This window comes from Polaromonas sp., assembly GCF_049790275.1.
GTDB lineage: Bacteria > Pseudomonadota > Gammaproteobacteria > Burkholderiales > Burkholderiaceae_C > Polaromonas.
In genome coordinates this window covers 1-11,713 of sequence record NZ_JBAQYR010000042.1, presented here as the reverse complement: position 1 = coordinate 11,713, position 11,713 = coordinate 1, and the positions used below count along the sequence as shown (strand labels likewise).

The window sequence follows — 11,713 nt, the reverse complement described above, 5'->3', positions numbered from 1 at the left end:
GGCAATGGCTGGCTGCTGCCCGCCGGCCCCTTGCGCGAACCCTGGCCGGCCCGCCGCAAGCGCGGCGTTCGTGCCGGCGGACGCGGCATCGACCTGGTGCTGCATACCGGCGAACACGCTGCCTTTTCGGGTTTCGGTTCGACACGGCGCCTGGCCGACCATGCGCTGCGCGCCGACGGCAGCCGCGTGCCGCTGGAAAGCCTGGCCGGCCAGCCGCTGCTGGCACTGGCAGGCATTGCCAGACCCGAGGGGTTTTTTGCGATGCTCAGAGGCCGTGGCCTGCAGTTGGCGGAAACCCGTGCGCTCCCCGATCACTATGATTTTGATAGCTATCCACGCCCGGAGGACAGGGGCTACACCGTGATTTGCACCGAAAAAGATGCGGTCAAGCTGTTTCCCAGGCAAGCCAATGTACTGGCCGTGCCGCTGGAATTCGCACCCGAGCCGGCATTTTTCAGCGCCTTCGACGCCCTGCTGGCCCCCCTGCTTTCTCCATTACCATCCTCCCATGGACACCAAACTGCTTGAACTGCTGGTCTGCCCCGTGACCAAGGGCCCGCTGGGTTATGACCGCGAAAAACAGGAGCTGATCTCGCGCAGCGCGCGCCTGGCCTACCCCATTCGCGACGGCCTGCCGGTGATGCTCGAGAGCGAGGCACGCACCCTCACAGACGAGGAACTCGGCCTGTGACCCTGGATGCTTCCGGCGGGGACCCCGGGCTGTGAGAGCGAGCCCGGCATGAGCTTCACCGTCCTCATTCCTGCGCGCCTGGCGTCCACCCGCCTGCCGAACAAGCCGCTGGCCGACATCGCCGGCGTGCCCATGGTGGTTCGCGTGGCCCAGCGCGCCCTGCAAAGCGGTGCAGCACGTGCCGTTGTGGCAGCGGACAGCCCCCGGATCATGGAAGCCTGCGCGGCTTTTGGCGTAGCCGCCGTGCTGACGCGGCCCGACCACCCGAGCGGCAGCGACCGGCTGGCCGAGGCCTGCGACCTGCTGGGCCTGGGTGACGCGGACTGCGTTGTCAATGTGCAGGGGGACGAGCCGCTCATGGCGCCAGCCCTGATCGACGCAGTGGCCGGCCTGCTGATGCAGCGCGGCGACTGCGCCATGAGCACGGCCGCCCACGCCATCGACAGTGTGGAAGAACTGCTCAATCCGAATGTGGTCAAGGTGGTGCTCGACGCACGCAGCACCGCGCTGTATTTCAGCCGCGCGCCGATTCCTGCTGCCCGCGATTTTTCCGGCCAGGCCTGGTGGCAGGCGGACCGGGCAGCGGGTGCGCTGCCGCCGCCGTTGCGCCACGTGGGCATCTACGGTTACCGCGTCGGTTTCCTGCGCCAGTTTCCCGCGCTGCCGCAGGCTCCGCTGGAGCAGCTCGAGCAGCTCGAGCAGTTGCGCGCGCTCTGGCATGGCCACCGCATTGCGGTGCATGTCACCACGCAGGCACCGGGTCCCGGTGTCGATACGCCCGAAGACCTGGAGCGTGTGCGGCAGCTGTTTGTGTAAGCTGCGCGCAGGGGGACGCGTGCTATCCTTCGACTCAAAATAATGTGAGGCTGGGGCCGGCATCAGGCCACCCGCCCGCTGCTGAATTCATAAAAATCCAAGGACATCCATGAGACTGATTTTGTTGGGCGCTCCGGGCGCTGGCAAGGGGACACAGGCCACCTTCATCTGCCAGAAGTACGGCATCCCCCAGATTTCCACCGGCGACATGCTGCGTGCCGCCGTCAAGGCCGGCACGCCTCTGGGCGTCGAGGCAAAAAAGGTCATGGATGCCGGCGCACTGGTCAGTGACGACCTGATCATCAACCTGGTCAAGGAGCGTATTGCCCAGCCTGACTGTGCCCAGGGTTTTCTGTTCGATGGTTTTCCGCGCACCATTCCGCAGGCCGATGCCATGAAGGCAGCCGGCGTGAAGCTGGACTATGTGCTGGAGATCGACGTGCCTTTCGAAGCCATCATCGAACGCATGAGCGGCCGCCGCTCGCACCCCGCGTCGGGCCGCACCTACCACGTCAAGTTCAACCCGCCCAAGATCGAGGGCAAGGACGACGTGACCGGCGAGCCCTTGATCCAGCGCGAGGACGACAAGGAAGAAACCGTGCGCAAGCGGCTTGAGGTCTACAGCGCGCAGACACGCCCGCTGGTGGACTACTACTCGAACTGGGCCAAGGCCGCGCCGGATGCCGCCCCGAAGTACCGTGCCATCAGTGGCATGGGCAGCGTGGACGACATCACCACACGGGCGTTCAAGGCCCTGTCGAGCTGATCGCTGCCCGGGCCGCCGCAAGGCCCGCTACGCCAGATCGGCAACAGGCCTCAGGTGATCAGCTCAAGCAGCAGGTTCACGCGCGCTTTCACCGGGCTCAAGCCCTGCGAATCGGGAATGGCATTACCCGCCTTGGGGAGAACCCGGCCTTCCAGGCAGCGCGTGGCACGAACCACCCGCACGCCCGCAGCCTGCGCCTGCAGCAGCGCCGCTTCCAGCGCATGGTGTAGCGTGCCGTTGCCAGTCCCCGCCACCACCAGGCCCTGCACACCACTGGCCACCAACGCCTGGACCACGGCAGCGCCGGCGCCGGCGTAATTCATGACAATCTCGACGCGCGGCCAGTTGTGTCCATCGTCTTGAAGTGCTATGTTTTTCATAGCTGTTGACGCTTGACCGGTATGGGTTTCTGGCCAGTTTCGCAACAAGCGCAAGCGCCCTTCCTCGACATACCCCACCGGTCCTGCGTCGCCCGAGCTGAAGGCATCAAGCCGGTAGGTGTGCACCTTCTGCACGTCTCGCGCACTGTGGATGACGCCGGCACACACCGCCAGCACGCCGCGCGCGCCGGGGTGCGAGGCAAGCGCCACCGCGTCCAGCATGTTTTGCGGACCATCGGGCGCCAGTGCCGTGGCCGGCCGCATGGCACAGGTCAGCACCACGGGTTTGCCGGGGTCCAGCAGCGCCTGCAGGAACCAGGCGGTTTCTTCCAGCGTGTCCGTGCCGTGCGTGATGACCAGGCCCTGGACATCGGCCTGCGCCAGGAAATGGTTCACTCGCACCGCCAGCCGCGCCCACACTGCAAAGCTCATGTCCTTGCTGTCTACCTGGGCCACCTGCTCGGTCAGCAGCTCGCAGGCACTGCCCGCAAAGGCCGGAATGACAGCCACCAGCTGCTCGATGCCCACCTGCGCAGCGGTGTAGCCGGTATGGTCGAAGGCGCTGGCGGCAGTGCCCGCAATGGTGCCGCCGGTGCCAAGAATCACGATTTTTTTCTTTTTCATAAACGCCCGCTCTTGCATTCTTCAAAAAACTGGATGAAAATACAGTTACTGGATATTAAGACAGCTCACCAGGATTCCACTTCCCATTCTGGACGATGGAAACCCCTGTTTTGCAAGGAGTCCCCGCCATGAGCAGCTTCAACGATTTTTCCGAAATGCCCAAACTCACTGCACGCCAGCAGCAGATTCTTGAACTGATTCAAAGCGCCATCGCCCGCACCGGTGCACCCCCGACGCGTGCTGAAATCGCCAATGAACTCGGTTTCAAGTCCGCCAACGCCGCCGAGGAGCACCTGCAGGCACTGGCCCGCAAAGGCGTGATCGAACTGGTCAGCGGCACTTCGCGCGGCATACGCCTGCGCAGCGACACCCTGCGCTCCATCAACGAATCACGCATCAAACAGTTTTCCCTGCCGTTGCAAAGCCTGGCCCAACTCGCCCTGCCTCTGGTGGGGCGGGTTGCTGCTGGCAGCCCCATTCTCGCGCAGGAGCATGTGGACCATACCTACTATTTCGAAAGCAGCCTGTTCCAGCGCCAGCCCGACTACCTGCTCAAGGTGCGCGGCATGAGCATGCGTGATGCCGGCATCATGGACGGTGACCTGCTGGCCGTGCAGCAGGCCAAAGAAGCCAAGAACGGCCAGATCGTCGTGGCGCGCCTGGGAGACGAAGTCACCGTCAAGCGTTTTCGCCGGAACAAGAACCTCATTGAGCTGCTGCCTGAAAACCCGGATTTCAAAATCATCGTGGTGGAGCCCGGCGAACCCTTCGAAATCGAAGGGCTGGCCGTCGGCCTGATCCGCAACACCATGCTGATGTAGTCCCCGATCGGGTGGCCCGTGGGCATGGGCCGCCTCCCTTTTTCCGCGCAGCAGGTGGCGGGCGTTTGGTCGCGTGGACCAACACCCTGGTGCAGCGGATGTTCCGATGTGTCTGCAATCCTGCCTGTGTTTATCTCTACTCCAGGAGTTCTCATGGGAATCGCTGTTTTTTCACGTTCGCCTTTTCGCTCACCGGCTCTTCGTTCATCGCTTTTGTCCGTGCTGCTCTCGCCCCTGCAGGCACTCGCCTCTTTCCTGCGGCCGGCCCAGCCTGCGGCCACCCTTCCTGCCTTTGTCGCCATCGCCCGGCGTCCGGCCGCGGATGGAGCTGAAAATGCTACAAAAACAATAGCTACCGGCGCCCGTCATACAACGGCAGCGGGCCAAAAACCTTGCCAAACCCTGGCCAAGGCCACCTCGCCCCGCCGCCTGAAGATCGTTCGCGAGCTGGAGGCCGGCGTCAGCCCCTCATGTGCCGGCCGCATGGTCATCTCGGGCCGCATGGCCGATGTCTGTGCCGAACTGGATCGCATGGCGCAAAGAGAAGCTGCCCTCCACGCCGCCTGCTAACGCGCCAGCGGAGCGAAGCTTTTGCGCCCGATGCCGTCAACTGGCTGGTGGCCTTCGCCATCATCGCGTGGCTTGCGGTTGCCCATGCCTGCCAAGGGCTGCTGACGTCCCCTCGCGGAGCAAGTTCTTCGCCGTCGCACCCGGCGCACCCCGTCAGGGGAAAACTTGCAGGCACAATATCGGCATGAATATTGTGATTCTTGACGACTACCAGGACGCGGTGCGCAAGCTGCGCTGCGCCGCCAAGCTCGATGCCTACCAGGCCAAGGTCTATACCAACACCGTGAAGGGTATCGGCCAGCTCTCGGTCCGGCTCAAGGATGCCGACGTGATCGTACTGATCCGCGAACGCACGCATCTGCAGCGCCAATTGATCGAAAAACTGCCCAAGCTCAAGATGATTGCGCAGACCGGCCGTGTGGGCAGCCATATCGATGTCGGCGCCTGCACCGAGCGCGGCATTGTCGTCGCCGAGGGCGTGGGATCACCGACAGCACCGGCAGAGCTCACCTGGGCCCTGGTCATGGCAGCCATGCGCCGCATCCCCCACTATGTCTCACACCTCAAGCATGGCGCCTGGCAGCAGGCAGGCCTGAAAAACGCGTCGATGCCACCCAACTTCGGCATCGGTTCGGTGCTCAAGGGCAAGACTCTGGGCATCTGGAGTTACGGCAAGATCGGCCAGATCGTTGCCGGGTACGGCCGGGCTTTCGGCATGCGTGTGCTGGTGTGGGGAAGCCAGGCCGCACGTGCCCGTGCGCAGGCCGACGGTTACGAGGTGGCCATGTCGAAGACGGAGTTTTTCGAAGACAGCGACGTGCTCAGCCTGCACCTGCGGCTGCACGATGACACCCGGGGGGTGGTAACGCTGGACGACCTGCTGCGCATGAAACCCACGTCCGTGCTGGTCAATACCTCCCGCGCCGAACTGATAGAGCCGGAAGCGTTGATTGCCGGGTTGAACCGTGGCCGTCCGGGGCTGGCAGCCGTCGACGTGTTCGAATCCGAACCCATCCTGCAGGGCCATGCGCTGCTGCGCCTGGAGAACTGCATCTGCACACCGCACATCGGTTATGTGGAGCAGGAAAGCTACGAAATGTATTTCGGTGCTGCCTTTGACAACGTCGTCAACTTCATCAAGGGCACACCCACCAACATCGTCAACCCCGGTGCATTGCAGGTGCGGCGCTAGCACCCGGGCTGTCCCACATCTGACGGGTTGAACACCGGGCCAGTTAATGCCGCGCGGCCTGCAGCGACGACCCGGACAGGTCGAAGTCAATCAGGTTGCCCTCTTCCACAGCCGCTGCTGTGCCTGCTTCTGCGTCTTCCTGCTTTGGCAGTCGCAAGGAAACCGGTACGACCGGCAGCGTGACCAGTGCAGCGACTGGATCCCTTCCCAGGCTGTCCAGGTCAATATCCAGGGTCGGCAGGTCCTGAGCGGGCGTCAGCGTAATCGGCGGCAAAGCCAGATCCCTCGCGGTTTGCCTTTCCCCCTTGCGGTGGTTGGAGCCCGCTGGCGCCCCCATCGGCGACGAGGGCAGATCGAAATCCAGCAGGCTTTCGCCGGACGCAGGCTGTGTCTGGACAATTTCCTTGGCAATGCCGTAGAGGAAAAGCAGCTCACGGTAGGCCTCCAGGCCAAACGGTTCAGTCTGGGCCCCCAGCTTGCGGAAAACCGACTCCTCGATGACCTGCAGCACCTCCGGGGTTGGCCACAGCGCCACAATGCGCGCCAGCACCGCCTCGTAGGACTCGAGGCCCTGGCTGGCCCCTGTGTACGACTCGAAAGGAGGAATGTCGGCATTGAACAGGCGGTTGAATTCCCCGCGCAGCTCGTCGAAATCAGCGCGGCGCTTCAGCTGGTGGTACAGGCCGAACAAATCGAGGTAAATCAGCGCACTGGTCTGAACGTCTTCGCCGATATGATTGCGCAGCACCTCCACAGCCTGGTCATGACGCCCCACGGACATGAAAAATTCAGCCTGGTGCTGGACATCGAAAAGCTCCTCGGCTTTGACCGAGCGTGGTGTGTGCGGCATGCTCAGTGCGAAATCCCCCCGGTCGCGGCGCGACAAAGGAGGTGGCGGTGCTTCGGATGAAGCGCGTGCGGCCGGCCCTGAAGGCCCTCGCCCCCTGTCACCCGCCTGCATTTTCCGGCCTTGCGGCAGCGGATAAAGCAGGTCGCTGTCCGCAGGAAGGCTGTCTTCCCCTGGCCTGGCATCGCCCCTTGCACCACCGGCAAACCAGTCCATCCGGGCCGGCTTTTTCCTGCGCCACCAGGGACCGCCGGGCTCGGCCGCATCACGTCCAGCATACCGGCGTCGCCCCAGGTAAATGCCACCTGCCACACCCAGCACCAAGGCGACAAGCCCTGCATAAGTCCAGGCCTTGGCTTCGCGCTGCTGAAGCTGGAGCTGCCCCTGCAGCTTCGCCAGCGCCTCCTGGTTGGCCTTGGTATCCATACTCAGGCGCTGCAGGTCCGCTTCCATCGAACTCATCTTTTCCGCGTCCCGGAGCACGTCCTCAGGCTCGGCCGTCAGCGCCTTCCACATCGCGGCAGCCAGCGCGCGCTGGCCCGCGCTGGCTGCAGGCAGGCTTTGCAGTTCGCGGGAAATCCTGAGTCGCGGCAGCGGTTCCAGCGAGAGGTTCAGCGGCTCCAGCGTGAGCCGTGCCACCGGTTTTGCAGGGGTTCGCGGCAAAGCCGTCGCCACGGCTGGCGCTGCAGCATCTGTCCTTCGGACCGGCTGCACCGGGCGCCGTGGCGTTGCGGGACGCTCCCCCTTGTCCAGAGCCGGCGGAAGGGTTTCCAGGGCTGGCGGGTTGGCGGCGAGTCGCGCGGGCGGCGCAGGCAGGGCCGCTTGTTGCGGCGCAGGATCCGCGAGCAGCACGTAACGCCGTTCCGTGCTGATGGCGCAGCCGGCGCGCACATGCAACGTGACCACCGGTTCGTCCACCACTGTGGTTGACCGGATGCGGATCAGGGCGTCTCCGCCTGGACCTGCCTTTTCGAGAGAAACGCGAATTCGGGAATGTTCCACCCGGCTGTCCGAGTAGAAGACATCGGCGCGTACACAAGCCGCCGGAAGCAATTCAGCGTCGTCAAGTACCACCCGAATGGCAATGTCCAGCGGACGGCCCAGTAGAGGTGCCCCTTCGCTGCGGCCCAACGACAGGGCCATGCCGGCAGAACTTGCGCTCGCTAGCAGCGCCGCCAGCAACAAGCGTGACGCAGTCAAGAATTGAAGAAGAAAGTACGCATTTTTACATTTTGACACATACCGTCAGGCAAGAAATGCAACCCGGAAGATGAATTGCCGGCAAGCTTCGAGGGATCTGGGAAAAGCCTGGTGGCGGGCTAACTTCCCGCCTCTTTCTCAGGGCTTCAGCGCAAGCGGCGATGAGCCTGGCCGGCCTTCAGGATCTGGATTTGTCGAAGTCATCGGGCCGGTAGCCCGTGTCGTAGTCGTCAAAATCGACCAGCGAATCCAGCCCGGTGGGCTTCGAGGAGTCTGGAGGCCTGGACAAGGGCGCGGAAACGGAAGCGGCGCCAGCACGCTCGCTTTCCCTCAGCCTGGCCGCATGGAGCAGCTCCGCAAGGCTGGACGCTGTGCCGGCACGCTCAGCCTCCCTTCCGGCGTCCCGCCCTGTTGATGACGTCCGGGTACGCGTGCCGCTGCCGGCCGGCAGGTTGGCGCCGTCAGCAAGCTTGCTCAGGTCGATATCCAGCCCCAGTCGCGGGGAAGACCGGGGTTGCATGGCCAGTTCAGGCCATTGCGTGTCGCCGCTTGCCGTGTAACCGGAGTCAAGCTCGATGAGTTCACGCACCACGGCGTACAGCAGCAGCAATTCCCGGTATTCCTCCAGCGCCAGCACCTCTGCAGCATCCCCGGGTTCCCGGAATAACGCCTCTTCAATGACTTTGAAAACCTGCCGCGTTGGCCATACGCCCTGAATCCGCAGCAAAACAGCGCCGTAGGTGCTCCCGCCGGCAGGAGCTGGCACGTAGTGGGCAAAAGGTGCTATCCGGGTGTTGAACACGCGGTTGAAGTCGTCACGCAAGTCCTCGTAGTCCTGTTCATTGCCCACCTGGTGGTACAGGTCCAGCAGATCCAGATAGACCAGGGCGCTGGTCTTGACGTTGTCGACCAGATGCTTGCGAAGCAGCCCGATCGCCTTGGCCTGCTGCCCCAGTGAACTGAAAAAGTCCACCTGCTGCTGAAGATCAAACAGCTCCGGCACCTTCACCGTGCGTGGCACGAATGGCACGCTGACCGAAAAGCGGGGCCGGTCACGCGGCGGCAAAGACGGGACCGACTCAGGCGCGGGGCTGCGCGAAGCGCGCTTCAGGCCATCGAACAATGATTCGCCGGTATCAAGGTCACCAGCCCTGCTTGTTCCGAACGCAGGCATAAGTGTTGACGGGCCGGGATCGGGACCCAACCCCTCCGGCCCCGATACGCTGGTGGAAGGTGCCTCCCTGGAGATGGTGCGCAGATAGGAAATGAAAAGAACACCGACGATTGCAATGAACAAAAGCGCAGCCAGGCCGTACACAAGTACCTTGTCGTAACGCCCGCCTTGCTGCTGGGCCCTGCTTTCGGCCAGCGCGGCCTGGTTTCTCTGCAAGTCGGCACGCAGCTGGCGAAGCTCGGCCTCGAGCGACTGGACTTTGTCGGCTCCCGATTCGGGCGCCGGAGCCGGCTGGGCATCGGGCGCTGGAAGTGAAGGGGTTCCCGTTGCCGCCAAGGCATTTTGCGGCACCGGCGCGACTGCCCGCGGGCTGGCTGCAGCCAGCACCACATAACGCCGCGAGGTCTTCTGCTGGCATCCGGCGCGCAGATGCACGGTCACTACAGGCCCTTCGACAGGTGCAGCGGCGCGAATGTGGACCAGCCAGTCATGCGCGTTGCCGGACTTTTCCGGTGTCACCTGCACGCTGTTTTTGGCCAATGGCCTGTCCGCGTAAAAGACGTCCGCATCCAGGCACAGCGCCTGCGGGTTGTCCCCGGCTTCAAGCATCATCTGCATGCTCAGGTCCAGCGGCTGGCCCAGGACCGCGGACCGGGTGTTGGGTCCCAGGGTCACCGCCATCGAGCTTGCAGCCGCGCACAAGCACAAACCGCCCACCAGAAGGCGGCGACTCTTGAGGAGGTGTAAAAAGATATTCACTGGGCGATTCTGGCACGGCCTGCACAAAGCGGGCGAAGCAGACGGGGCGTCCTGAGATGAAAAAGAGACACTGCGCGAGCTCCCGCAAAGTCTTTGCGACGGGTCCGACCGCCCCACAACAAATCTGCCGCACTCTCTGAGTAACCGACGAAGAAGTCTAACGCCCGCGACAGGAGCGCGCAAACACCCTCCGCCGCGAACGCCCTGAAGCAGGACCCGGAGCTCCGCCTGGCCTGCGGGATAATCCCTGTCCATGAAACCACTCTACAAAACTGTTGGCCTTGTTGGCACCGGCGCCATGGGCCGGGGTATCGCACAACTCGCGGTTCAGGCGGGCAGCATGGTCAAGCTGTTTGATACCCAGGAAGGCGCTACTGGCAAGGCGCAGGAAGCGCTGGGAGAGCAGTGGGACAAACTGGTGGGCAAAGGCCGGCTGGATGCGGCGCTGGCCGCCGACCACAAGGCTCGTCTGCTGCGCGCCAACACACTGGACGACCTGGCCGATTGCGACCTGGTGATCGAGGCTGTTGTAGAACGTCTGGACGTAAAGAAATCACTGTTTTTGTCCCTGGAAGGTGTTGTTTCCGGGCACACAATTCTTGCCACCAATACCTCCTCGCTGTCCGTCACGGCCATCGCGGCCGGGCTGAAGCAGCCTGGACGTTTCGCCGGCTACCATTTTTTCAACCCTGTCCCCTTGATGAAAGTGGTGGAGGTGATTGCCGGCCTCAAGACGGACGCCGCAACCTGCAACGCGCTGGCCGAGTACGCGCGGCAAATGGGCCACACGCCCGTGCAGGCCCAGGACACCCCGGGCTTCATCGTCAATCACGCGGGACGCGCCTACGGCACCGAGGCCCTGCGCATTGTCAGTGAAGGCATCGCTGATTTCGCCACCATAGACCGCATCCTCAGGGAGCAGGCCGGTTTCAAGCTGGGGCCTTTCGAACTGATGGACCTGACGGCCCTCGACGTGTCCCATCCGGTGATGGAATCGGTCTATCACCAGTATTACGAGGAGCCACGCTACCGCCCAAGCGTCATCACTGCGCAGCGCCTGGCCGGTGGCCTGCTGGGCCGCAAGACCGGCGAGGGGTTTTACCGCTATGCCGATGGCGCCGCACAAACACCTGCCGAGCCACCGGTGCCCACGGTGGCCGAGATGCCGCCGGTGTGGGTTTCGCCGCGTGCCGCGCGCCGGTCGGAGCTGCTGCAACTGCTGAAAAATCTGGGCGCCAGCATCGAAACCGGCGCCTCGCCGTCGATGAATGCGCTGGTGCTGGTCGCGCCGCTGGGTTTTGACATCACCACCGTCGCCGTGGTCGAGCGGCTCGACCCGGCGCGCACCGTGGGCATCGACATGTTGATCGACGACGCGGCAACCAGACGCCGCGTGCTGGCCACCAACCCTGCAACCCGCAGCGACATGCGCGACGCCGCCCATGCGCTTTTCGCACGCGACGGCAAGGCCGTGAGTGTGGTCCGCGACAGCGGCGGCTTTGTCACCCAGCGGGTGGTCGCGGCCATCGTCAACATTGCCAGCGACATCTGCCAGCAGGGCATCTGCAGTCCGAAAGACCTGGAAACCGCGGTAACGCTGGGGCTGGGCTACCCACTGGGTCCGCTTGCCATGGGGGACCGTTATGGCCCCACGAACATCCTGGAAGTGCTGTTCAACATGCAGACCGTGTATGGCGACCCGCGCTACCGTCCTTCCCCCTGGCTGCGCCGCCGCGGCGCCATCGGCCTGAGCCTGATGCACGAAGAGTCATGACTCCCCCCCGTCGGACGCTCACTGCGTGTAGCGCCTTCCCCCCTCGAGGGGGCGGCGCCTGCGGTCTGGCGAAGCCAGTTCCGCGGCGCCCACTTGCAC

General features: G+C 63.9%; 11 protein-coding genes. 8 read left to right on the top strand and 3 right to left on the bottom strand.

Translation table 11 applies throughout. The features are described 5' to 3' along the window. The 4 genes from WA904_RS05720 to adk all read left to right on the top strand — a co-directional run. Positions 1 to 528, top strand: a 528-nt coding sequence (locus WA904_RS05720) for a tetraacyldisaccharide 4'-kinase (RefSeq protein WP_425196164.1), incomplete at its 5' end; no start/stop codon positions are given. Further along, positions 509 to 691, top strand: a complete 183-nt coding sequence (locus WA904_RS05715) for a Trm112 family protein (RefSeq protein WP_425196163.1) — start codon at positions 509 to 511, stop codon at positions 689 to 691. The genes WA904_RS05720 and WA904_RS05715, both read left to right, overlap by 20 nt. 48 nt (positions 692 to 739) lie before the next feature. Further along, the gene (gene kdsB / locus WA904_RS05710; protein ID WP_425196162.1) at positions 740 to 1,507 is read left to right on the top strand and encodes a 3-deoxy-manno-octulosonate cytidylyltransferase; all 768 of its coding nucleotides are present in this window, start codon (positions 740 to 742) and stop codon (positions 1,505 to 1,507) included. A gap of 109 nt (positions 1,508 to 1,616) precedes the next feature. Beyond that, on the top strand, positions 1,617 to 2,273 hold the full coding sequence (gene adk / locus WA904_RS05705) for an adenylate kinase (RefSeq protein ID WP_425196161.1): 657 nt from the start codon (positions 1,617 to 1,619) through the stop codon (positions 2,271 to 2,273). 50 nt (positions 2,274 to 2,323) lie between these two features. Here the strand turns inward: adk and WA904_RS05700 are convergent, their stop codons facing one another. Then, positions 2,324 to 3,277 carry an asparaginase gene (locus tag WA904_RS05700; protein WP_425196160.1) on the bottom strand — a complete coding sequence of 318 codons (954 nt, stop codon included), beginning with the start codon at positions 3,275 to 3,277 and terminating at the stop codon, positions 2,324 to 2,326. A gap of 128 nt (positions 3,278 to 3,405) precedes the next feature. Between WA904_RS05700 and lexA the strand changes: the two genes are divergently transcribed. The 3 genes from lexA to WA904_RS05685 all read left to right on the top strand — a co-directional run bounded on the left by lexA (position 3,406) and on the right by WA904_RS05685 (position 5,860). Continuing rightward, positions 3,406 to 4,098 (top strand): transcriptional repressor LexA, encoded by a 693-nt coding sequence (gene lexA / locus WA904_RS05695; RefSeq protein ID WP_425196159.1) that lies wholly within the window; start codon positions 3,406 to 3,408, stop codon positions 4,096 to 4,098. Positions 4,099 to 4,251: 153 nt separating this feature from the next. Continuing rightward, complete coding sequence (locus tag WA904_RS05690; RefSeq protein WP_425196158.1) at positions 4,252 to 4,668, top strand: hypothetical protein; 417 nt, start codon at positions 4,252 to 4,254, stop codon at positions 4,666 to 4,668. A 184-nt stretch (positions 4,669 to 4,852) separates the two neighbouring features. Then, positions 4,853 to 5,860, top strand: a complete 1,008-nt coding sequence (locus WA904_RS05685; RefSeq protein WP_425196157.1) for a D-2-hydroxyacid dehydrogenase family protein — start codon at positions 4,853 to 4,855, stop codon at positions 5,858 to 5,860. 43 nt (positions 5,861 to 5,903) lie between these two features. Here the strand turns inward: WA904_RS05685 and WA904_RS05680 are convergent, their stop codons facing one another. Then, positions 5,904 to 7,907 carry a type IV pilus assembly protein FimV gene (locus tag WA904_RS05680; protein WP_425196156.1) on the bottom strand — a complete coding sequence of 668 codons (2,004 nt, stop codon included), beginning with the start codon at positions 7,905 to 7,907 and terminating at the stop codon, positions 5,904 to 5,906. Between the two features lie 178 nt (positions 7,908 to 8,085). Beyond that, entirely contained in the window at positions 8,086 to 9,840 is a 1,755-nt protein-coding gene (locus tag WA904_RS05675) for a hypothetical protein (protein WP_425196155.1), read from the bottom strand. Positions 9,841 to 10,093: 253 nt separating this feature from the next. Between WA904_RS05675 and WA904_RS05670 the strand changes: the two genes are divergently transcribed. Then, positions 10,094 to 11,614, top strand: coding sequence for a 3-hydroxyacyl-CoA dehydrogenase (locus WA904_RS05670; RefSeq protein ID WP_425196154.1), 1,521 nt, complete (start codon positions 10,094 to 10,096; stop codon positions 11,612 to 11,614). The last annotated feature ends 99 nt before the right edge of the window (positions 11,615 to 11,713 follow it).